The sequence below is a fragment of the Idiomarina tyrosinivorans genome (assembly GCF_003987475.1).
Taxonomy (GTDB): Bacteria; Pseudomonadota; Gammaproteobacteria; order Enterobacterales; family Alteromonadaceae; genus Idiomarina; species Idiomarina tyrosinivorans.
This window is the reverse complement of the sequence record NZ_PIQH01000007.1, coordinates 24,911-48,067: the sequence shown is the minus strand read 5'-3', so window position 1 is coordinate 48,067 and position 23,157 is coordinate 24,911. Positions and strand designations below refer to the sequence as shown.

At 50.2% G+C, this 23,157-nt stretch carries 23 protein-coding genes; 16 read left to right on the top strand and 7 right to left on the bottom strand.

The window, feature by feature from the left end; all coding sequences use genetic code 11:
- Window positions 1-40: 40 nt before the first annotated feature.
- From CWI84_RS08110 to yjjG, 13 genes are all read left to right on the top strand, one after another.
- Window positions 41-832 carry a hypothetical protein gene (locus tag CWI84_RS08110; protein WP_126842091.1) on the top strand — a complete coding sequence of 264 codons (792 nt, stop codon included), beginning with the start codon at window positions 41-43 and terminating at the stop codon, window positions 830-832.
- Between the two features lie 53 nt (window positions 833-885).
- Window positions 886-1,311: a hypothetical protein gene (locus CWI84_RS08105; RefSeq protein WP_126842090.1), complete on the top strand. Its 426-nt coding sequence runs from the start codon at window positions 886-888 to the stop codon at window positions 1,309-1,311.
- Complete coding sequence (locus CWI84_RS11820; RefSeq protein ID WP_241968757.1) at window positions 1,304-2,197, top strand: hypothetical protein; 894 nt, start codon at window positions 1,304-1,306, stop codon at window positions 2,195-2,197. The genes CWI84_RS08105 and CWI84_RS11820 overlap by 8 nt, the downstream gene beginning before the upstream one ends.
- A complete protein-coding gene (locus CWI84_RS08100; RefSeq protein ID WP_241968762.1) occupies window positions 2,104-3,360 on the top strand; it encodes a type IV pilus secretin PilQ in 1,257 nt (418 codons plus the stop codon). The genes CWI84_RS11820 and CWI84_RS08100 overlap by 94 nt, the downstream gene beginning before the upstream one ends.
- Before the next feature lie 126 nt (window positions 3,361-3,486).
- Window positions 3,487-4,014 carry a shikimate kinase AroK gene (aroK, locus tag CWI84_RS08095; RefSeq protein ID WP_126842088.1) on the top strand — a complete coding sequence of 176 codons (528 nt, stop codon included), beginning with the start codon at window positions 3,487-3,489 and terminating at the stop codon, window positions 4,012-4,014.
- Window positions 4,015-4,036: 22 nt separating this feature from the next.
- Entirely contained in the window at window positions 4,037-5,128 is a 1,092-nt protein-coding gene (aroB, locus tag CWI84_RS08090) for a 3-dehydroquinate synthase (RefSeq protein WP_126842087.1), read from the top strand.
- Between the two features lie 25 nt (window positions 5,129-5,153).
- Entirely contained in the window at window positions 5,154-6,719 is a 1,566-nt protein-coding gene (locus tag CWI84_RS08085) for an AAA family ATPase (RefSeq protein ID WP_126842086.1), read from the top strand.
- A 43-nt stretch (window positions 6,720-6,762) separates the two neighbouring features.
- A complete protein-coding gene (locus CWI84_RS08080; RefSeq protein WP_126842085.1) occupies window positions 6,763-7,638 on the top strand; it encodes a Dam family site-specific DNA-(adenine-N6)-methyltransferase in 876 nt (291 codons plus the stop codon).
- 14 nt (window positions 7,639-7,652) lie between these two features.
- Window positions 7,653-8,114 carry a GNAT family N-acetyltransferase gene (locus CWI84_RS08075; RefSeq protein ID WP_126842084.1) on the top strand — a complete coding sequence of 154 codons (462 nt, stop codon included), beginning with the start codon at window positions 7,653-7,655 and terminating at the stop codon, window positions 8,112-8,114.
- On the top strand, window positions 8,111-8,881 hold the full coding sequence (locus CWI84_RS08070) for a class I SAM-dependent methyltransferase (protein WP_126842083.1): 771 nt from the start codon (window positions 8,111-8,113) through the stop codon (window positions 8,879-8,881). The genes CWI84_RS08075 and CWI84_RS08070 overlap by 4 nt, the downstream gene beginning before the upstream one ends.
- Window positions 8,874-9,356, top strand: a complete 483-nt coding sequence (locus CWI84_RS08065; RefSeq protein ID WP_126842082.1) for a peroxiredoxin — start codon at window positions 8,874-8,876, stop codon at window positions 9,354-9,356. The genes CWI84_RS08070 and CWI84_RS08065 overlap by 8 nt, the downstream gene beginning before the upstream one ends.
- 6 nt (window positions 9,357-9,362) lie before the next feature.
- The gene (locus tag CWI84_RS08060) at window positions 9,363-10,589 is read left to right on the top strand and encodes a BaiN/RdsA family NAD(P)/FAD-dependent oxidoreductase (RefSeq protein ID WP_126842081.1); all 1,227 of its coding nucleotides are present in this window, start codon (window positions 9,363-9,365) and stop codon (window positions 10,587-10,589) included.
- Window positions 10,590-10,597: 8 nt separating this feature from the next.
- Entirely contained in the window at window positions 10,598-11,272 is a 675-nt protein-coding gene (yjjG, locus tag CWI84_RS08055) for a pyrimidine 5'-nucleotidase (protein WP_126842080.1), read from the top strand.
- Here yjjG and CWI84_RS08050 read toward each other — a convergent pair.
- The 6 genes from CWI84_RS08050 to CWI84_RS08025 form a co-directional block, all read right to left on the bottom strand.
- On the bottom strand, window positions 11,264-12,880 hold the full coding sequence (locus tag CWI84_RS08050) for a phosphoethanolamine transferase (RefSeq protein WP_157981008.1): 1,617 nt from the start codon (window positions 12,878-12,880) through the stop codon (window positions 11,264-11,266). The genes yjjG and CWI84_RS08050 overlap by 9 nt on opposite strands.
- The gene (locus CWI84_RS08045; protein ID WP_126842078.1) at window positions 12,880-13,605 is read right to left on the bottom strand and encodes a phosphatase PAP2 family protein; all 726 of its coding nucleotides are present in this window, start codon (window positions 13,603-13,605) and stop codon (window positions 12,880-12,882) included. Before CWI84_RS08045 ends, CWI84_RS08050 begins: the two co-directional genes overlap by 1 nt.
- A 103-nt stretch (window positions 13,606-13,708) precedes the next feature.
- On the bottom strand, window positions 13,709-15,448 hold the full coding sequence (locus CWI84_RS08040; RefSeq protein ID WP_126842077.1) for an ArnT family glycosyltransferase: 1,740 nt from the start codon (window positions 15,446-15,448) through the stop codon (window positions 13,709-13,711).
- Window positions 15,432-16,118: a TVP38/TMEM64 family protein gene (locus tag CWI84_RS08035; RefSeq protein ID WP_126842076.1), complete on the bottom strand. Its 687-nt coding sequence runs from the start codon at window positions 16,116-16,118 to the stop codon at window positions 15,432-15,434. Before CWI84_RS08035 ends, CWI84_RS08040 begins: the two co-directional genes overlap by 17 nt.
- On the bottom strand, window positions 16,102-16,845 hold the full coding sequence (locus CWI84_RS08030; protein ID WP_126842075.1) for a glycosyltransferase family 2 protein: 744 nt from the start codon (window positions 16,843-16,845) through the stop codon (window positions 16,102-16,104). Before CWI84_RS08030 ends, CWI84_RS08035 begins: the two co-directional genes overlap by 17 nt.
- Window positions 16,842-17,837 carry an SDR family NAD(P)-dependent oxidoreductase gene (locus CWI84_RS08025; protein ID WP_126842074.1) on the bottom strand — a complete coding sequence of 332 codons (996 nt, stop codon included), beginning with the start codon at window positions 17,835-17,837 and terminating at the stop codon, window positions 16,842-16,844. Before CWI84_RS08025 ends, CWI84_RS08030 begins: the two co-directional genes overlap by 4 nt.
- 146 nt (window positions 17,838-17,983) lie before the next feature.
- Here CWI84_RS08025 and CWI84_RS08020 point away from each other — a divergent pair, with 146 nt between their 5' ends.
- From CWI84_RS08020 to CWI84_RS08010, 3 genes are all read left to right on the top strand, one after another.
- A complete protein-coding gene (locus CWI84_RS08020; RefSeq protein ID WP_126842073.1) occupies window positions 17,984-19,057 on the top strand; it encodes a transporter substrate-binding domain-containing protein in 1,074 nt (357 codons plus the stop codon).
- A gap of 8 nt (window positions 19,058-19,065) precedes the next feature.
- Window positions 19,066-20,922: an ABC transporter ATP-binding protein gene (locus CWI84_RS08015; protein WP_126842072.1), complete on the top strand. Its 1,857-nt coding sequence runs from the start codon at window positions 19,066-19,068 to the stop codon at window positions 20,920-20,922.
- Between the two features lie 144 nt (window positions 20,923-21,066).
- The gene (locus CWI84_RS08010; protein ID WP_126842071.1) at window positions 21,067-21,531 is read left to right on the top strand and encodes an Hsp20 family protein; all 465 of its coding nucleotides are present in this window, start codon (window positions 21,067-21,069) and stop codon (window positions 21,529-21,531) included.
- Between the two features lie 69 nt (window positions 21,532-21,600).
- On the opposite strand, the gene CWI84_RS08005 is transcribed toward CWI84_RS08010, so the two are convergent.
- Window positions 21,601-23,052, bottom strand: coding sequence for a sensor domain-containing diguanylate cyclase (locus CWI84_RS08005; protein ID WP_241968756.1), 1,452 nt, complete (start codon window positions 23,050-23,052; stop codon window positions 21,601-21,603).
- Window positions 23,053-23,157 lie beyond the last annotated feature (105 nt).

Sequence of the window (23,157 nt, the reverse complement as noted above, 5' to 3'; positions counted from 1 at the left end):
ACTACGCTTGAACACTTTTTCGTCAGTGCTGGAGACAAGGATGTCACTCAACCGCCGTAGCCATCTCGCCATAGATATTCATCAACACCGCGCTCAGCTATTGCAAATGATCCCCCAGCAAGGGCAATTACTGGTCTGCTTTCATCAGTTTTGCGACCTTGCAGAATTACCCGAGCGACTGCATCTGCCGGTACCCTTCCTACTCAGCGCGCTGCCGCACAATACTACGTTACACCAATACCTCACCGGAATTGAACATTATCGACGTGACGCGATAGCGGCTCAGCTCAGCGCAAGCATTCCCCACCAACAACTGCAAGAATCACCCCAGTTTGATTACGCCAACCACTGCAACGGGGTCGAAGTGATTACCGCAAATCGTCAAGCTTTACAGGATTTTCAACAACCTTTCCAGCAACTCTCCAGTCCCCTTACGGTGTTGGAGAGTCGCGCACAAAGCTTATTACGTGGCGCTTGTTGGCTGCTACCACGCTGTTATTCCAATAGCCAACCGGTCACCGCTGAGTGGACATTAGTTGAGTGCACCGAACAGTATTTTCAGCTGTTGTTTTGTCAGTACGGTTGCTTGATACAGCAACAGCCAGTGACCGCAATGGATGATTTATTGCAGGTTCGATGGCGTTACTTCTTACTCTGCGGTGAACCGAAAGTAGTGTCCCGTACTGCTGCATTTTTACAGCGCCGAGCGTTACCTGTGATTATATTACAACCCCATTTTCTCACCACCAATAAACAACCCGCAAACTTAGCGAGCGACGCCATCGCTGCTATCGGTTTGGTAATACGAGGGTTTAACCGTTGTCATCGTTAAATATCATCGATTGGGTGAGAAACAGGCGCGAAAAGCGAAGAAAGCACGCGATTGTGATTGCATCCTTATTACTTGTTATTAATGCCAGTAACTTGATAATGCGTTATTACGAGAGCCCCGCAGAACAACTCTCCCAAGCTACTGCATTGGCTAGACATCAGTTGCAGCAATTACTCCATCAACAGCAACAAAGACAACAACAGCACTTGCGCTATCAACAATTCAAGCAAGCACAACGGCCATGGAACATGGTCGCGCAACTGTCTCAGCAACAATGGCCTCAGCCGCTGATCGCACTACGCCTTGATACTAAACAGTTGCAGCTAACACTGCCGCTTGCTCCCACCGTTAGTGTTCAGCAACAGTGGCAGCAGGGCTTAAGTAAATGGTTGCCGGATGCGATCTGGCAAATTTCCCAGCCCAATGACAAGGTGCGCATATTGCGGTGGTTATTCAACGATGCCCAGTCACGTGGCTAAATTGCGACTAAGCAGCAGCGCGTTGCGCATCGTTCATTACTGCCTGTGGTTAGCAAATCTGACCTTATTGGTAGCTCATAGCGTGGTTCCAACCAGCAGCGAAAACGCGTTATCGCAATTGCGGGCGCACATTCTGCAACTGCAGCAACAACTTTCCGTAACATCCACGGTCGCGGTACCGGCACCGTTACCAAGAGATGCATTGCCATCACGTATTCAGCAAGCGCTTCAGTCGTTTTCCAAGCTTCACCTCATCACCTTGGAATGGCAAGCGCAGCAGCTACATTGGCAGGTCAGCGGGGATTTTAAAACCTTGATGCAAGCGTGGAAGCACTTACTGCAACTCACAGTATGGCGCACTGACAGCGTAACAATGCGCGCTAACGATGCACAGCAACTGACGCTTGATTGGCATGCGACGCTAGACCCAGATGCTATTGCGTTGGGGTTACCCGACATAGCCGCGGCGACGCTAACGCGGGATCCATTCTCTAGCGCTGTGGCGCGAGCCGATTGTACGCCAAGCCCGCAACACTACCAGCAGCTGCCGGTTGCAGCTACGCTGCATTTTGTGGGTATTGAAGGACACCCGCCAAAGGCACTGTTAGTCGATGCCCAGGGCCGCTTATACAGCCAATCGCCACAACAATGGCTCGCTCAGCCGCTGATAAAGCTCGAAGCCATCACTCACAACACCATTATCGTCAGTTATTGGCAACCCATTAGCCATCGCCAGGACTCATCATGTTGGAAAAAATCGCACAGCGTTGTTTTGTCTATGCCGTCGCCGTTATCGGCTGCTACAGCACAAGCTCTCACGGCGCCGAACCGCAAGCTTGGCTTGCACAACTCAGCCAGCAACAGCAGCAACACCCGGTTACCCTGACGGTTCAAGAAATGCCGCTGCAAACCCTACTGCAACTTTTAGCAGACGATGTGGGCATTAATGTTGTGGTCAGTGAGGCATTACAGCAACGCGTACAATTACGCTTTAACCAAGTACCCTGGCGCGAGGCGATGCGCTCATTAATAACCACTTACCAGCTCGATGTTAGGGTTAACGGTAGCGTCTATTCAATCACTCAAGGGCAACCCATAACGCAACCCGGGCAAGCTCGGACAATGGTCTCGGAACTGTTAACGATTAATTTTGCCAATGCCGCAAAGTTAGCGGAACTGCTCGCCAGTAATGAGCAAAAATTTCTTTCGGCAGACGGTGCGGTTAGCGTCGACGAACGCACCAATACACTGATATTGCGTGATTATCCAGAGCGTCTCAGGACAGTTAAAGCGTTATTGAAAAGCCTTGATATACCCGTCAAACAGGTGATGATTGAAGCCCGAATGGTGACATTAAAGTCGTCTGCCAGCGAAGAGCTGGGAGTACGCTGGGGATTATCCCCTAGCGGACTGCAACGTACCGCTGCGGGTGGTGGACTGAGCTATTCACGACCGCAATTTGAAGTTAACCTACCGACCGTGGCGGCAGCCGGGTCGCTGACCATGAACATCGGCAAGTTACACGATAACTTGCTACTCGATTTAGAGTTATCAGCGCTAGAACGTGAAAATCAGGCACAGATTATTGCCAGCCCGAAAATCTTTACCGCCAACCAACAGCCGGCGTATATCGAACAAGGCAGTGAAATTCCTTACGTGGAGAGTGCGGCCTCTGGCGCCACTGCCGTGCAATTCAAAAAAGCGGTGATGGGCTTAAAAGTCACACCGCAAATCACCCCTAACGACCACGTCTTGCTGAACTTAGTGATGACCCAAAATACTCGTGGTGAGACGGTGAGCACACCCACCGGCCCCGCGGTAGCGATTGATACGCAAGAAATGGGAACACAAGTCTTGGTAAAAAGTGGGGAGACCATCGTGCTTGGGGGCATCTTTCAGCGCCAAGCACTGCACGATCAAGATAGCGTGCCGCTACTTTCCAAGTTGCCATTGGTGGGTAAATTATTCAGCCATCAACGAACACAAGCCGATAAACGAGAGTTATTGATATTTGTGACGCCGACAATCGTCGATGAGCAGGCAAAGTGAGGGTAACTGTTGCTAAAAACGTTGTAAGTTGCGATAATCGCGCTTCTTTATCGTTGAGTTGAGGAAGGTCTCTAGACACTCCGGATTCGTGAGTTACAGCTAATTTAACAGTGATGTAGCAGGAATATGGCTGAGAAACGTAATATTTTCCTTGTTGGGCCAATGGGTGCCGGCAAAAGCACAATTGGTCGTCAAATCGCCAGACAACTCCACCTAGATTTTTTCGACTCTGATAGTGAAATTGAACGCCGCACTGGTGCAGAAATCAGTTGGGTATTCGAGCTCGAGGGCGAAGAAGGATTCCGTACCCGCGAAGAGAAGGTCATTGAAGAACTGACCGAAAATATGGGTATTGTGTTGGCAACCGGTGGTGGCTCTATTATGAGCAAAGAAAGCCGCAACCGCTTATCTGCACGTGGTGTTGTTGTTTACTTACAAACGACCATTGAAAAACAGTTAGCGCGAACACAGCGCGACAAACGTCGACCGTTGATTTCCGAAGCGGACGACCCTCGCCAAGTATTAGAAGACCTGGCAGAAGTTCGCAATCCGTTGTACGAAGAGATTGCTGACATTACCGTACGCACCGATGATCAGAGCGCCAAAGTGGTGGTCAACGAAATTATTGAACAACTTGGTGTAAACGGCATTTAAACACGCAAAATAGGGGGCGACTATGAAGCCACTGATGGTTGAACTGGGTGAGCGTAGCTATCCCATTATCGTCGCCCCAAATGCGTTGGCAGATTTTCCTCAAATTTGCCAAGAAAATCGAATCGCACTCCCCAAACAACTGGTCATAGTCACCAACGATACGGTTGCCCAACATTATTTAGCAACATTGCAAGCCGCATTAGCTGGTTACCAAATGCTGGTCATAACCGTCGGCGACGGGGAGTCATTCAAGTCGCTGGCTAGTTACGAACACATCATGAGCCAGTTGATTGCTGCCAATATTTCTCGGGATGCCGCCATTATCGCACTCGGCGGTGGTGTTGTTGGCGATCTAGCGGGTTTTGTTGCGGCGACTTATCAACGCGGTGTCGACTTTATTCAAATTCCGACCACCCTGCTTGCCGATGTCGATTCCTCCGTTGGCGGAAAAACCGCAGTTAATCATCCGGGTGGGAAAAATCTGATTGGCGCCTTCTATCAACCGAGGCTGGTAGTGATTGATCCAAACTGCTTACTCACACTGAGCGACCGTGATTATCGCAGCGGCCTGGCAGAAGTCGTTAAATATGGAGTGATTTACGACCCTGAACTGCTTGCCAGCCTGGAGCAGCATAGCCAAGCGATTTTACAACGTCAGCCAGACATCATTGCCGCGGTTATCCGCCGCTGCTGTGAAATCAAAGCAGCAATTGTCGCCGCGGATGAACGTGAACAAGGCGCACGTGCTTTGCTTAATCTTGGCCATACCTTTGGCCACGCGATAGAAGCTGCGGCAGGCTTAGGCGAGTGGACCCACGGCGAAGCAGTTGCTGCTGGTATGATTATTGCAGCTAAGCTGTCAGAACAGCTTGGTGAGATGCAAACGTCAGAATATCGTCGATTACGCCAGTTGCTTGTCGATATGGGATTACCGGTAACGCCGCCCCAACTTGACCCGCAGACGTGGTGGCAGTATATGCGACGCGACAAAAAGGTTAAAGCAGGGGCTGTGCGGTTTGTGATTCCCGTAGGACTCGGGCAAGCACGGCTGACATCAGATATCGCCCCAGAACTTGTAGACCAGTCGATTCAACAGGCACTCACTGATTCGTAAAGTACTTTGATTATCAGTGGAGCAGATGACAGCGATGAACGCAGTGGCAGAAAACGACCAAATCGTTGCCGCGCCGGTAAAAGCGACCAATAGCCAACTACATACGGTTGATGAGTTACATCAACAATGTCGGTTTAATGACGCTATCATCTTTTTGCACGGCCGTGAGGGCAGCGGTAAAACCACCATCAGCGAATTGTTTCTCGAACAAGCGTCTGAGTATGCTGAAGTCGCGTTAGTCAGCGCCAGCGAACGTAGCCACCCAGACCGCATTCGCGCGCAAATTCTCACCCAATTATTTGGCACTATTCGGATTACCGACGAGTCGCTCACTCGGCAAATCGGTCAGCAACAACCACTGCCTCATATTATTGTTGTGATCGACAACGCCGACAGTTTGGCCGATGCAATGGTTGCCGAATGCATTAGCACCATGGCTCAGCTTAATGCCGTCGGCCGCAAAATCAGTATTGTATTAGTGGCCGATAGCCGCTGGGCAATTCAACAAAAGCCAGCACCAGAAGTGCGCGCGCAGGGCCCAGTGATGGTTGAAGTTGGGCCATTGACCGCACAAGAGCAACTGACATTTGTTCGCCGCCTGTTACCGGAAAAGCAAAAGCCGTTTTGGAGTGCCGATAAGCTGGACCAATTCCTTCGCACCATCAACGGTTATCCAGGCGAAATTCAGCAACGCTTGCAACTGTCGTTAGCGACCCAAGCGCAACGTTATAGAGAACCAGAACCCGAAGCCAGCGCTGAGCCAAACGTCGTCTTCCATAAGCAAGGTAAACGGCAAGCTCAACCTCGCTCCGCAGGTAAGCGCCGAAATCCGTTAGCGCTTATCTTAATGGCGTCGATTCTGATGACGTCGGCAGTGGTCGCCTATCTCATCCGCGACCAATGGTACCCAGATTTGCAACAACTGCTGGCCCGCTCCGAAGCTGTCGCAGAGCCTGAGCAAAACGCTTCAGCACCGGCAGCTGCCGAGCAAACAAGCGAGCAAGCAGCCACGAAAAATCCAGAAGAAGCAGCAACTCAGCCGGCGGCTACAAGCGCTACCGAACAGTTTCAGCCGGTAGACTTTACCCTTCAGCCGAAAGAGCTTGCCGTATCCTATAATCAGGCGTTAAGCTCGCTGAACCGCGAGGCAGCAAAAGAGAATGACCCACGTGATGTGCAAGTCGCGCTGGTTAAAACGCCGCAAGAAGCGAAGCCGGTAAGTTCGGAAAAGCCCGCGCCTACCAAGCCGAAGCAACAACCGAAGCCAGCATCGAAGCCCGCTGAATTATTTGATAGTGCCTGGGTGCAGCAACAACCCGCAAGCCACTATACACTGCAAATTAGCTTAGTCAGCTCTACTGAGTTATTAAAAAACTTTTTAGCCGATAATGACTTAACCGAGATAACTAAGGTCTACCCCGAACAACGCAATGGCCAACGCCGTTACGTGGTAATTTACGGCAGTTACCCGAGCATCGAAGCGGCTCGAGCCGCGGTCAACGCATTGCCAGCAGGGGTACAAGCTATGCAGCCGTGGGCGAAGTCTTTCGCGACCGTACAAGAAGAGTTAACAAGCGTTTTAACGCCTTGATCTTTGGGTTACAATCGCCGGTAAACGTTCTCACGGCATCGGCATGAAAAAACATCGCGCATTCCTAAAATGGGCTGGCGGCAAGTACTCGCTCATCGACCCTATTCGGCGCCTGCTCCCGGAAGGACGCAAGCTGATAGAGCCGTTTGTTGGCGCTGGCTCGGTGTTTTTAAATACCGACTACGAACGCTATGTGCTGAACGATATTAATCCTGACCTGATTACCCTCTACCAATACGTAAAACGGCGGCCAAAAACCTTTATCAAAGACGCGCGTAGCTTCTTCTGTGGCCGCACTAATCAGGCTGATGCCTATTATGCGATGCGCCAGCGTTTTAATCTAAGCCGAGATCCCTATGAGCGCTCGTTACTGTTTTTGTATCTCAACCGACATGGCTACAACGGCTTATGTCGTTACAACAGTAAAGGGGGCTTTAATGTGCCCTTCGGTGAGTATAAAAAGCCTTATTTCCCCGAGGCCGAACTTGAGGTGTTTGCCGAAAAAGCTAAGCGCGCGCAATTTGTGTGTGCCTCGTTTGAGCACATTTTCCGTCGTGCTCGTCAGGGGGATGTGATTTACTGCGATCCGCCTTATGCCCCACTCACGCCCACCGCAAACTTTACCAGTTATGCTACCGGTGGGTTCGGCTTAACCGACCAAAATGAGTTAGCGCGGCGGGCAAAAATGGCTGCCGAGAAACGCCACATCCCGGTATTGATCAGTAACCATGATACTAAGCTGACTCGGGCGCTATACGATACCGCAGAAATCACTAGCCTATCGGTGGCGCGCAATATTAGTCAAAACGGTAAGACTCGAAAGCCGGTGGCTGAACTCCTTGCTCTGTATGATTATCGCCAAGCTGAAGGCTACGATAACGTTGTTACGTTAACGCCAAAGTTGGCGAAAGCACAATAACCAGATCTGACACTATGAACACGTTACATTGGCAACTTGCTCCGTTCGCATCGCTCACCCTCCAACAGCTTTACGCCATATTGCAACTCCGCCAAGAGGTGTTTGTGGTAGAACAGACCTGCCCTTATCTTGATGCTGACGGCGAAGACCAACATGCCATGCACCTGTGGGCAGAAGACGCTGGCGGTAAAGTCGTCGCCTATGCCCGCTTGTTTTTGCCCGATAGTGGTCACTTGTACGCGCGTATCGGGCGCGTGTTAACGTCCGCCAGCGTGCGCCGCCAAGGCGTCGGCATTGAATTGATGCAACGCGCCATCGACTGGTTAGAGCAACAAGCGCCAAGCCGACCGATTCGCTTGGCTGCACAAGTTTACCTACTGGCGTTTTATAAAAGCTTTAACTTTATGCCAATTGGCGACGAGTATTTGGAAGACGATATCCCCCATCAGGATATGGAGCGAGGCACACTAATATGATGGTGCCAGTGCTGGGCCAAGGCGAGTATGCCGAGCGAGCGGCTAAACTGGCGGCTACGGCTGGATTACCGAACCAAGCCAGTGTAGAGGATCGCTTTCAACTGCAGTTAGATGCCGAAGGATTAGCATTACACTGGTGTGGCGAGAGCGTCGCACCACTGCGGATTGATTTTAGCCACGGCAAAGCCGCTTACCGAGCACAGCACACTTCTTGGCGTAACGAGGCGCTTGCTAAAGCCGTCGGTGTTAAGCAAGGAAAAAGACCGGTGGTATTAGACTTAACCGCGGGTTTAGCGCGTGATGCGTTTATGCTCGCCAGTGTCGGTTGCCCCATTTATTTGGCCGAACGCCACCCCGTGGTGCGGTTATTATTGGCGGACGGGATTCAGCGTGGCCAACAACTCGACAGTGAGGTGGGCGAAGCGTGTCGGCGGATGCTGTTACTCCCACTCCGCGATGTAACGCTACAGCAACAACTGATGCAGCAACATTTCGGTATTGCTGACGTGGCCTATGCTGATCCAATGTACCCGAAAACGGGTAAACGCAAGGCGCAGGTAAAAAAGGACATGCAAATGTTCCAGCAACTGGTAGGCGAAGATAACGATGCCGACCAGCTCATGCCCTTGGCAGAACAGTATGGGTGCCAACGGATAGTGGTCAAAAGGCCAGGCGACGCACCCAACCTTGACCAGCGTCAGCCCAATTATGTTTTGGGCAGTAAAAAACATCGGTTTGATATTTATTTAAGGAATTCCAATGATTAGCAAAGACCAACGTATTCCCAGCGGCAACTTAACCAGCAAAGGCGAACTCGGTATTCAGCAGTTCGACCCGGCCGAACTGTTTGCCACGGGTACCCACGTATTATTCGCTGTGCCAGGCGCATTTACCCCGACCTGTTCAGAGCAACACTTGCCAGGCTATGTCAGCCACGCACAAGCATTTGCCGATGCAGGCGTTGCCAGTATTAACTGTGTTGCGGTAAACGATGCCTTTGTCATGCAAGCATGGGGCAAGGACTTAAATGTGGGGGATAGCGTACGTCTGCTTTCTGACGGTGACGGTGCGTATCACCAAACGTTAGGGTTGGCGAAAGACACGGGGTCGTTTGGCGGTATTCGCGCGCAACGCTATGCCATGATCATTAAAGAGGGTGTCGTCACTGACCTGTTCGTGGAAGACGACAAGCAATTTGAAGTGAGCAAAGCCGAGCACGTATTGCAGGCGCTGAAAGGATAACTCGCATTGCCTGATTACGATGCCATTATTATCGGTGCCGGCGCTGCGGGGTTGCATTGTGCAGCCTTCGCAGCAGCCACCGGCAAACGGGTTTTAGTGCTCGACCACGCCAAGCAAACCGGTAAAAAAATACTGATTTCTGGTGGCGGCCGTTGCAACTTTACCAACCTCTATGCCGCGCCAGAGAACTATTTATCGGACAATCCGCACTTTTGTAAATCGGCATTAGCACGCTATACGCAATGGGACTTTATTGACTTAGTGAGTCGCTATGGCATTGCTTACCACGAGAAAACCCTCGGCCAATTATTCTGCGACGACAGTGCTAAGCAAATCGTTAATATGCTGGTATCCGAGTGCACTAATGTCGGCGCAGAAATTTCCCTGCGCACAGAGATTATTGGCGTCGACTATCAGCAAGGGCAATACCGCATTAATACCAGTAAAGGCGAGTTCCGTAGCACGAACTTAGTCGTCGCCTGTGGCGGGTTATCGATGCCGAAACTCGGCGCGACCCCGTTGGGTTACCAGCTCGCAGAACAGTTCGGCCATAGCATTACGCCAGTACGCGCGGCACTGGTGCCGTTTACCCTGCACGACCAAGACAAACAGGCCTTCGCTGAGCTCTCTGGGGTTTCTATACCCGTCACCGCCAGCGCCAACGATGGCAGCTTCCATGAAGCCATGTTATTTACTCACCGCGGCGTCAGCGGCCCCGCCATGTTGCAAATTTCTTCCTATTGGCAGCCTGGTGAGGCATTAACCGTGAACCTGCTACCCTCCGACGATATCAGCGAGGCCATCAAACAAGGGCAGCAACAGCAGCCTAAAGCGCAATTAGGTAGCTTACTGCAGCAGTATTTTCCGAAGCGTTTAGTACAAGCGTTGGCAGATTATTGGCAATGGCCGTTACAACAGCGCTTAGCCGACTGCTCCAACGAGCTCATTAACAGCGTGCACGACAACCTCCATCAATGGCAACTCAAGCCCAATGGTACCGAGGGGTATCGTACCGCCGAAGTCACTTTAGGCGGGGTTAACGTGAATGAAATCAGTTCTAAAACCATGGAAAGCACCCTCCAATCCGGACTCTATTTTATTGGCGAAGTCATGGACGTTACCGGCTGGCTAGGGGGCTACAACTTCCAATGGGCTTGGGCCAGCGGCTACGCCGCCGGCACCGCGTTGGCTGAGCAAGCGCAGAGCGTTTATTGGGCCGAAAAATCTTATTAGGAGTCTATATGCATTACGATTGGGTCGTTTTTGATGCGGATGAAACCTTGTTTACCTTCGATGGTAAAGCGGGTTTGCAACAACTGTTAGCGCAGCACAACGTCCCGTGGCATGAGGACCATTTTGATGATTTTGCGCGGGTGAATAAGCCACTGTGGCACGCCTTTCAGCGCGGTGAAATTAGTGCGCAAGATATTAAAGAGCAACGCTTTGTCGGTTGGGACGAGCGTTTGGGATTGAGTTCTTTCGAACTTAACCGCCGCTTTATGTCTATTATGGCAGAGATCTGCGAACCCATTGACGGTGCCAAAGCCCTGCTGGATAGCCTCCATGGCAAAGCCAAGATGGGGATCATTACCAACGGCTTCACCGAGCTGCAACAAGAGCGCCTAGACGCACACGGGTTTAACCACTTTTTTGATTTTATCGTGGTTTCAGAAGAAGAAGGATTGGCTAAGCCAGACCCGGCTATTTTTCATTTAGCCGAGCGCCAGCACATGCAGCACCCCGAGCGCGAATCGGTACTAATGGTGGGTGACAACCTACATTCAGACGTGCTAGGTGGACAGCGCGCTGGCTGGCACACCTGTTGGTTTCAGCGCCAGCCCGAGCCAGTGCCGGAGGATATTATCCCAACACTGACTGTTAGCCACTTATCGGAACTCCAGCGCGCGCTAGTTTGAACAACTGGCGCTGATATCCATGTCGGCTTGGTACAACGACGTGGAAATATCCGCCAGACCGAGCATCGTAGAGAACAGGTTATCGTGACTCCAAGCTTTATCGGCCTGCGCCTTCAAGCAGTCACGCTGCTGTTGTTGCGAATCCGGTAGCCAGATAATCTGCGGCACATGGGTTTGCGTGGTCGGTGCCATCCAGTACGGCAGGCCGTGCAAGTAAATACCATCTTCGCCCAACGACTCGCCGTGGTCCGATACATAGAACAAGCCACGCTTAAACGCTGAATAACTATCAAGTTCGTCGATGAGTTGGCTCAGCACCGCATCGGTCGTTGCGATAGTATTATCATAGGCGTTCACCACCTGTTGCTGCGGGCATTCATCAAGTTGCGCGCTTTCACATTCTGGCAAGAACGCTTTGTATTGCTGTGGTGAGCGCTTGCTGTAATCTGGACCGTGGCTGCCTACCATGTGCACGACTAACAAGGTATTGCCCTTGGCTTGCTGCAAGTAACCACGCACCTTGCTCGGTAGAATGGTGTCTTGGCAGTAGGTATCACCGCCACAGGCTTCCGGCGTCTCTTTTTCTGGGGTGATTTGCTCACTATCCACACGGTCACACATCGACTTACAACCGCTGTTGTTATCAACCCAGACCACGTTAAAGCCTGCCGATTTAAACACATCCAGCAAGTTCGAAGAGTGTTTTGCCAGGGTTTCATCGTACTGGTCTTTAGTCAGATAGCTGAACATACAAGGCACTGAAACGGCCGTTGCGGTGCCACAGGAGGATACTTTACTGAAGTTAATCACTTCACCACTGTCGACCTTCTGCTGCAGCATTGGCGTCGTTTGCCGTTCGTAGCCATTAAGGCCAAAGTTTTGTGCCCGCGCGGTTTCACCAACCACTAGCACCCACAATTGCGGCTTATCGCTATGGCTTTGCAGTTGCGTGTTGTTTGCTATCTGCATAAATTCTGGCGGCTTATTCGATGATAGCTTCTCTTGTGCCACTTTCACCGATGCCGAAATCCAATTTAACGGGGTCGCAATATATTTGATTTCCCGGTGTTCACGAAACAGCGACGCATAGGTACCGTATTGGCTGAACAACACCACGACAATTGCCACAAACGTCACCACAATGCGTAAAAGGTTTTGCCGATTGCGCCGAATCCAAGGCTCAGATTTGGTCGGTAACCAAGCCACTATTGCGGCCGGGATAATTCCCAGGAACAGTAGATAAGACAGTAAGTTCCAAGTAAACAGCTCACGCACTTCGGCGGGATTGGTTTCCAAGGCGTTGATCAGCATTGAATCGTCGATCAGCGTACCGTATTGGTCGTAAAAATAACGCGCAGAGGCGCTACCAATCAGTAATACGATCGCGACCGCTTTAACAATATAGGCTTGGTTAAAAATGGATAACACGATGACATTGATCGCGAATAGCAAAATCAAAATGCCAAGGATAGGAAGAATAGGATTTTGGGTTAACCAACTGGCGATGGCTTCAAACAACGGCCAATTGAGTACCACTGCAAGAAATAACGAAACGACGTATATCAGTTTTGCGTGACTGAATGGCACACGAAAAAAACGAGCCAACACTATGACCTAACTCCTTGGTTCCTACCTAACTTAAAAATTCCCCAACTGATCACAGTACAAACAAAAGCGGTTGTGATGTCGTCAGTAAAAAAGTGTGCGCCGCGTAGTTGTTGCACAATACCAAGCACTATGCCAGCAATGAGTGCGATGGCTAATCCTACTTTGGCGGCTTGTGGGCGACGCCGATGCCAATAAAAATACAGGCTGATCCAAGCGTAGCCAATACTCGCGTGGCCAGCGGGGTAGCAATGCCCCATCGGCGCACTTTCTGGTTTAATAGAAAATATACCGTAATAATCCCTATTACCACCAAAATCTACTATATCCCATGGGCAATCCATGTTGGTAATCTGTTTTAAATAAGCCACCAAGCCAAAGCAAAACAGCAACGACACAAACAATAGCAAACGGTCGCGCAGCAACCACCGCGATTTGGCAAAAATTGCCGCGTTGAATACGCTTAATATCACCACGACTACCGCCAGATAATTCACCCAACGAATGTCGTTATGGAATATCTGTTCAAACCAGAAGTTATTGCGCAACACCCAGTCAGAGCCTTCCCATTGGTAAAGCAACGAGGTCCAATCGTAGGCTAAATGGAAATAGTCGATGGCAAATAGCAGCAGAAAAAAGCTGAAAGCAAAATACAGCGGCCGCAAAGTGCAAGAACGCCAATCGATAATGCGGCTGTCTGGGCGCTGTGTGGCAAACAGATCTAACATGAACACTCATCACAAAAAAATGTATGAGCGTAAGATAAAAGCTAGGCGTTAAGGCTGACTTAACGCAATATTAAGCCAACCTTAAGAGAGGGTAGTGTGCCGACTAACGAGCCTCAATGTGCTCGTTCGGAGGGCTAACGTAAACCTTATGCTGACTTGGCGCTTGGCAAGTAGCGTCAGCCTGCTCGATGCCGAGTAACTTCCATTCTTCCCGGTGAGCAATCCCTAGATCTTTAGCACCTGCGCCAGAAAAACAGGTAAATTCCACGTTAGTCGGCGCCATAATGAAACGGTTTGGCTGCTCATGAATCCACTGCCAAGCACTACGGAATTGTTCATCCGACTCACGGAAATAACTAAAATGGGTAACCGGAATTGGTGAGAACAGCAAGTACTGCTCTTTCATCTCAATAATGCCCAATTCGCCGCCATCGACCGCGCGGGTTGCTTCCTGCATAACGTTCTTCGGTGTCCGTAAGGGCTCCATAATCGGGTAAGCCCAAAAACTGATGATCACCGCGATAACGGCAACTTGTCCTGCATAGCGAGTAAATGCACCATGCTTTCGCAACGTCCATTGCAGTACCAGCATCAACGCGACAATCACGCTCAGCATCAGTGCCAGATGTTGTAACACAGCATCACGCTCGGTGTAGTTATCCAATACGTCCATTAGCTTTGGGTGTTGCATCCATGCCAAAACCGCCAACAAGGTAAACACACCCAGCATTATCCAGTTGATACCGATAACGATGCGGCGTTCTATAGCCGATGCCTTAACCTTATCCCAAATTGCGGCAACCGCTAGCGCAAACATCGGTAATGCTGGCAGAATATAAACGCCACGCTTACCGGGCGTGGTGCTGAAAAATACAATTACTAGCAACACCCAACCCAACAACACGGCGATGCGTTTATCCGCTTTACACTGTTGCCAAACCGACTTAAACCGGCCTAACACGCATAGACTAGCCGGCAGCCAGAACCATGGCGCCACACTGGTCCACATGTAATACCAAGGCTTCACATGCGCCCAGGAATCGGCATAACGCTTACCGGTTTGCTTAAATAGAATATTGTTCTTGTAGGCGACAAGTTCGGCAGTGTTCTGGCTGTACACAATTAGCAACATCGGCACTAGCCAGCACGCGATAACCGCTAACATGACCAATACGCCAGCAAAGCTACGCCAACGAAACGTGCCCGGTAAACGGCTTGCAAAAAAGTAATACAACGCAATAGGAATCAACATAAAGATGGGTAAAAAGCCGACCCCTTTAGTGATGATCCCCAACCCCATAAAGCCCCAGGCAGCGAAATACCAACGCCAATGGGGTCCTGCAAAAAAGTGCCTGATAAGGCCATAACAACCAAGGGTTATCCAGCAAGCCACCATTGCATCGATTTGCGCAAACTTCGCTTGAATAAGGAATTGTGGCGTGACCAATAGTAACAACGCGGCATTGCGGCCAACGTTCAGATTCCACAGCCGTTTACCTAAATCGAACACGGCGATGAGCACCACTAAGCTGCAGAGTGCGTTAGGCAGTAATGCCGCCACCGAGATACTGCCGGTTAACCAGTAAAAGAATGCAATACTCCACATAAATACCGGCGGTTTATCCGGGTAAAATTCAGCGCCACGGGCTGGAAAAAACCACTGCCCAGTATCTACCATTTCGCGGGCCACATCGGCAAAGCGCGGTTCGTCCGGCGGCCAAGGTGAACGTAGCCCGATACCCGCGAAAATCAATACCGCGGCGAACACCAAAATCCACGCCAACACCACACGTGAATTTTCATCTTCCAGCGGTGCAAGAATTCTATTAACGATGTTGTTCATCCGTAGTAATTCCTGTTTCCATAGCCGATGAGCGGCTGCGATAAAGCTGCCAGCCGATTAACGAAGCAATAACGAACAACGCCGAACTGGCGATGAGCTGAGTACCATTTGCAAAGCCGATACCTCCACCGACTAATGCAAATACAATAGTCTGCGGCAGGTAGCCTAAAACGCTGCCGGCCCAAAAACGATAAAATGGTGTACCTGCTGCGCCGGCAACGGTATTCGTTAGCAAGTTATTGCCAATCGGCATCAGCCGAATCATTAGTACTTTGCGGAAGGTTCGTGTTGCCAGCCACAGCGAAAAACGTTGCGTTGCCCAAGCAAAACGGCGTTCAACAAATTGCTTCAACACGGTGTGCGCAAGCCAATAGTTCAGCGCGCAGGCTAAACCACTCACCAACAGCGTCGCAGCGGTTCCCCAATACGCACCAAGGCTGAAACCCAAAGTAATTGCGACTAATTGCCGCGGTACCCCAACCATCAACAATAGGGTCAACGCACCTAGCATGATCCAGTAACCTAATTGCCCGTGCTTGGCTAAGTAATCACTGACCCACTGCTCGTTGGTAAAATCACTGAGCGCACCGCTCGCTACCACGATACCTAAAATTACCAGTAGCGCGGCAACAACAATGACTTTGATGATTCGTTTAGCGGCTATCTTCATCGTTTAAACGTTCAAGATTGGCAACTTTGGGCTGACGCGAGCGATGGATCAACCATAACACGCCCATGATATCCAACAAACCAGCCCAGAAGCGGTTCCATGCATTATATTTGGACACCCCTTGTGTGCGCGGACGGTGATTAACCGCAACGCTTTGTACACTGCCACCCATCCGCCGCACTAAAGCGGGAATAAAACGGTGCATATGGTGGAAATAAGGTAACTGCAAATAGGTATGGCGCGGCAGAATTTTCAGCCCACAGCCGGTGTCTGGCGTTTCATCACGCAACACGAATGCGCGGAAACGGTTAGCAATACGCGACTGGAAACGCTTCCATGGCGTATCTTTGCGCTTTTGCCGATGGCCAATCACGCACAAGTGCTTGGCATCGATGGTTTGCACTCGCTCATACAAATTGGGAATATCCGCGGGGTCATTCTGGCCATCCGCATCGAGCACCACAATCCAGTCACCCCGAGCGTGCTGGACTGCCGTATACAATGCCGTGCTCTGCCCACACGCCTGCTGATGAGTAATCAGTTGAACCGGGCAAGCTAGGGTTTCAGCGGTACGTTTTACCACGTCACCGGTGCCGTCCGAACTGCCATCATCCACCACAATGATCTCGTGCGCTTTACCTTGCAGCGCTTGATGGATTTCGTTTAATAGCGAATCAATATTGTCTGCTTCATCTTTCGCTGGAAGCACGACAGAAAACTGCATCATGCGATTGTCCTTTTTTCTTGATAGCGCTTAAACCATTCAGCAAAACGCGCGATTCCCTGCTCGAGCGACACTTGCGGGGTAAAGCCAGTAACCTGTTCCAAGCTTTTCGTATCGGCCCAAGTACGCTCTACATCGCCCTCTTGCATTGGCAAATACTGTTTGTCCGCTTCGCGCCCAAGCGCTTGCTCTAAACATTTAATAAAGTCTAGCAATTGTACCGGCTGACCTCGACCAATATTAAACACTCGATGGGGAGCGCCGTTTTCGGTGTTCGGTGCTTTATCGATTAACCGCACCATGCCTTCAACAATGTCGTCAACATAAGTGAAGTCACGCGCGAGGTTGCCATGATTGTACACATCAATTTTATCGCCCCGCATAATGCGGCTGGCGAACTTAATCGGCGCCATGTCTGGACGCCCTAATGGGCCATACACGGTAAAGAACCGCAGTCCCGTCGCCGGAATATTAAATAAATGCGAATAAGAGTGTGCCATCACTTCGTTAGACTTCTTGGTTGCCCCGTACAACGATACCGGGCTGTCGACTTTCTGGTCGGTCGTAAATGGTGCTTGCTTATTATTGCCATACACCGAAGACGACGAAGCATAAATAAAGTGCTGAGGCGGATGTTGTCGCAGCCACTCAAGTATATTGACGAATCCAACCAAGTTACTTTGAACGTAAGCATGAGGGTTCTCAAGCGAATAGCGAACGCCTGCTTGCGCAGCCAAATGGAATACCGTAGAAAATGCCTGCTGTGCTAGCGTGTCGCTATATAACTGCGGATCGCTGATGTCAGCTTTGATGAATTCGAAGCCGTCATGCTGCTGCAATAACGCCAGCCGATCGTGTTTGAGTTCGACCGAATAGTAGTCGTTGAGGTTGTCGATACCGACAACTTGCCACCCCTGTTGCAGGAGTCGTTCAGCTAGGTGGTAACCAATAAAGCCCGCACAGCCGGTTACCAACGCACGTCTTGGTTGATTCATTAACAAATCCGCAGTCACAAAATGCTAAAAGTCGCTATGGTAGCAAATATTACTTAACTTCACCTTAATATCGACCGCTGGCTATGCTTTTATGTTACTCGCCAGTATTGCTATGCTAATTTTTTCTTCTCTGTAGGAGACAACAAATGACCCTGCGCCAGCTGATATTTCTGTTTGCCGTAACACTGATCAGTTTTAACAGTTTTGCCCAAGCCCCCGCAAAAACCACACTCGATGTTGCCGTACGCGCCACACCGCCATTTGTGATCAGCACTGAAGAAGGCGGCTATAAGGGGCTCAGCAGTGAATTGTGGCAAACCATTGCTGAACACCAGGGCTGGCAATATCGGCTCCATGAAGTTAGCCTCAAAGAATTGTTGGATGGCGTCAGCGAAGGACGCTACGACGTCGGTATTGGCGCGTTAACCGTCACTGCCGAGCGCGAGCGCACAATGGATTTTAGCCAGCCGTTTCACAATGCTGGCATCGCCATCGCGGTCAATAGCGAAAAGACGCCTGGTTGGATAGCAGTGACCCAACGCTTTTTCTCGTTAGCCTTCTTGCAGGTGATGCTGGCCTTAGCAGCAGTATTATTGCTCGCTGGCTTTCTGGTGTGGTGGTTCGAAAAGCGTGCTAACCCAGAAGAATTTAGCAACGATCCAAAGCGCGGAATTGGTGCTGGCTTCTGGTGGGCCGCGGTAACAATGACCACGGTGGGCTACGGTGACAAGTCTCCTCGCTCACTGGGCGGTCGCATTGTTGGCTTAGTGTGGATGTTCACTTGCGTCATCATCATTTCCAGTTTCACAGCTTCCATCACTTCTTCACTCACCGTTAGCCAAATTCAAACGGGCATTGAAGGCCCTGACGACCTGCCGTCGGTGCGCGTTGCTACGGTTAAGAATTCCTCTTCGGCGGTTTGGCTTGAGCAACAGCAAATTGCTTTCAGTGGCTACAGTAGTTTGGACGACGCTTATCAAGCCCTTGCGCAAAAGAAGGTAGATGCGGTGGTTTATGATGCGCCGATGTTGCAATATTTGGTGCGCAACGATGAAACATCAAATATCCGTGTGTTACCCAACAGTTTCTTACCACAACAATACGCATTTGCTTTGGCACAAGGCAGCAACCTCCAAGAACCAATGAATCGAGAGCTGCTTAGTATTACCCGCTCAAGCGAGTGGCGTGATAAACTTAAGCGTTACTTAGGCTCGCAATAAGGTCACTCATGTTTCGCTGGTTTGAACAACGTCTAAACCCATTCCCGGCCGAAGAGCCAGAACAAGCCCCCACTGGCTTTTTTGCCTTCTGTTGGCATTTTACCAAAGGCGCCACCCCATATTTGATCATCACCGCGATCGCTATGGCCGGTATTGCTATGACCGAGGTTTGGCTGTTTGGCTTTTTGGGCAGCATTGTTGATTGGCTTGCGCAGCAGAGTCGCGAGAGCTTCTTCGAGCAACAAGGGATGCGCTTGCTGGGAATGTCGGCAGTGGTGTTAATTGGCTTACCAGCACTGGTTTGGTTACATTCCTTGCTGACCCACCAAACCCTATTAGGCAACTTCCCCATGCGCATTCGTTGGCAGGGCCATCGCTATTTAATGAAGCAGTCGCTGGCGTTCTACCAAGATGAGTTTGCCGGCAGGGTTGCGACTAAATTAATGCAAACGTCATTGGCTGTGCGCCAAGTCATAATGAGCGTGATCGAGCTACTTAACTACGTAGTCGTGTATTTTATTAGCATGTTCGTGCTTATTGGCAGCGCAGATTGGCGCATGGCAATACCTCTTGCTGCTTGGATGGTGCTGTATGGGATTCTGCTCTACTACTTTGTTCCACGCTTGGGTCAAGTGTCGGCGGCGCAAGCCGATGCTCGCAGCACTATGACCGGTCGTATCGTTGATAGCTACACCAACATTCAAACGGTTAAGCTGTTCTCTCATGCGCAACGTGAAGCCGGTTTTGCCAAAGAAGGCATGAACGAATTTCTACAAACCGTACACAAACAAATGCGTTTAGTCACGCAATTGTACGGTGGACTGTATTTTATTAACTGCTTGCTGTTATTTAGTTCAGCCGCGGTTGCGATTGTACTTTGGCGCGGTGATTGGGTATCGCTAGGCGCCGTTGCCGTGGTCATTGGACTGGTGTTGCGACTCTTCGGCATGTCGCAAATGGTGATGTGGCAAATGTCGACCTTATTCGAAAGTGTGGGCACGGTGCAGGACGGCATGGGCTCTATCGCAGTACCACAAAGAGTGGTGGATAAGCCAAATGCGCCAGCTATCGACGTCAGCCGTGGCGAAATCGTCTTCGACCATGTGCGTTTTCATTATGGTAAAGAAAAAGGCGTGTTCGACGACCTAGACCTAACCATTAAAGCGGGCGAACGGGTGGGAATTGTCGGCCGTTCGGGCGCAGGCAAGTCGACTTTAGTGAATCTGCTATTGCGTTTTTATGATGTCGAAGCAGGGCAGATACGCATCGATAACCAAGTGATTGCCGACGTTCAGCAAGACAGTTTACGTGCGCAAATCGGCATGGTGACGCAAGATACGTCACTATTGCACCGCTCTGTACGCGACAACATTCTTTATGGCCGCCCGGACGCTAGTGAAGCAGAAGTCATTGCGGCAGCGAAGAAGGCACATGCCCATGACTTTATTCTCTCGCTGACCGATGCCAAAGGCCGTACCGGCTACGACGCCCATGTCGGCGAGCGCGGGGTAAAACTGTCTGGCGGTCAACGGCAGCGCATAGCGATTGCCCGAGTGATGCTTAAAGATGCACCAATTCTTATTCTCGACGAAGCAACGTCAGCATTAGACTCAGAAGTCGAAGTCGCGATTCAAGAGAATCTTTACCAGCTTATGCGCGGTAAAACCGTTATCGCGATAGCGCACCGGTTGTCGACCATTGCAGCCATGGATCGTTTGGTAGTGATGGATAAAGGCACCATTGCAGAGCAAGGAAGCCACGAACAATTACTCCAGCTCGATGGTATTTATGCGCACCTGTGGGCGCACCAATCTGGCGGTTTCCTGCTCGACGATAGCGAAGACCACGCAGCCGTGAATGAATAATTTTTTAGCCGGCACTTGAAAAGCTTTTCACTTGCCCCTAAATCAGTAACTGAGGGCGACGTCTCCAAGAGAGTCGCCTGGTAAAACACTTGGAACGTGTTTTGTTATCACTGAAAAATGTTATTGCTTCTTAGGAGAATGACTATGGCTACTATTGATTTAAGTCCATTATATCGCAGCAGTGTGGGTTTCGACCGCATGGCTTCACTATTAGATTCAGCACTACGCTCAGATACCAGCGCTTCTGGTTATCCGCCCTACAACATTGAACGGGTAGCGGAAAATCAGTACGCAATTACCTTAGCGGTAGCTGGCTTTGAAGAAAACGACCTAGAAATTGAAGTGGAAAATGGCGTGTTACGCGTTCAAGGTCGCAAAGCCGAAGAAAACGCTAACCGTGAATACCTCCATCGAGGCATTGCTAACCGTGCCTTCGAACGTAAGTTTAGCCTCGCTGAACACATCGAAGTAAGCGGTGCGGCATTGAAGAACGGCCTACTCACCATTGGCTTAGTGAAAAATATTCCTGAAGCCAAAAAGCCGAAACGCATCGACATTAGCCGCTCTCAAGAAGAGCTGCTAGAAGACCGCTCTAAAAGTCGCGAGTAAGATGTGGCAATGGCTAAAGCGTTTTAATCAACGCTAACAACAAAAAAGGGCAGTGGTTACTGCCCTTTTTTAATGGCGATTTCTATCGGTACTCAATACCGCCGCTCTGGCTGAACTCACCAACTGGTTTCTACCGGACATCTTCGCCGCATAAAGCGCCTTATCCGCACTCTCAACCATCCGCTGAACCCATTCATCAATACTCCGTTCATCAACATTCGGACGCTCAAAGTGCAACCCGACACTCGCAGTGAGATGACTGGAGATATCCGAGTCTTGGTGAGAAATACATTCTGCCTCAATGGCTTCAACAATGCTGTTACCCAATTCCACCACTTGGTCGAATTCAGTATCGGCAACAATAATGACAAACTCTTCACCGCCATAGCGCGCAACAAACTCGGTACTGCGCTGGCATTGCTGCTGTAATATTTTGGCGACACACTTTAGGGCTTCGTCGCCTTTTAAATGCCCATAGCGGTCGTTAAAAGACTTAAAATGGTCAATATCCAACATCATCAACGATAAGCTGCGTTGATGACGCAGTGCTCTGCGTAATTCTGTGTGCAACCGTTCATCCAACGCACGGCGGTTAGGGATTCCGGTAAGTCCGTCCAGGGTTGCTTGTGATTGCAGTAGCTGGTTAGCCGTCTCGAGTCGTCGTTGCACGTTCAACAGCTCCTCATGGGCATAAATCCGCTGTAGCGTATTAGCAATCATATCGCCAACCAAACGAATACGACGAATATCGATATCGGTCCACTTCCGTCGTCGGTCGACCATGTCACATCCGACAAAGCCAATAAGCTCTTCGCCCATTACCATGCCAATGCAGATAACCGAGTAAATGGCTTCACGCTGGAATTCCGCTCTTTCATCGCCAGCTTCATCAGGCAACTTGTCAACATCATCTACGATCATGACGCGATGTGTTCGCATTTGTTCAAAAAACCACGGTAAATCATGATCGGTTAAGTTTTGAAGCTCATCCATATGAGGGGAAATGCCGGTACGGCACCACTCAAAGGTATTGCTCATTTCAGTCACTTGCTCGGCAAATTCGAACACATAACAGCGGTCGGTATCACAGTAGGTGCCGAGCGTTGCCAGTGCATCTTGGATATGAATAAGGGTATGGTTAGCATCGCTGCTAATAAGTGCGGTAGAAATTTCGGAAATAATTTGGTCAAAAGGCTTTTGCCCAGTTTGATCGGCCAATTGTTGATGCACTACCACGGCCACTGAGTTACCGATAACAAAGGTTTCGGTCGTCAACCGCTCCAGCTTAGCGCCGTTATTCAACCAGCTTTGAACCTTATTAGCCGGGACACCGTCAAGCAGCCACTGAGCTAGATTGGTACCATCGGCAGTCCACTGCTGGCAGGCCTGGCGCAGATCGCCAGCCTCCGCGTCATCAACCAATAGCGCGACGGCTTTATCGTTCCCTTCTACGCCACTACCACTACTCCATAGGCAGGCAACAGGAAGTGATGTTAAATACTCAACCTCTGGTTGCTTCATATTATCCCGTATTGATGTCGCTGAATGCGCAATAATTCGTTATTATTTTTAATAGACTCATGTTAATCGTCTATTAATCTTAGACTCAAGCTTAACCGATTTTAA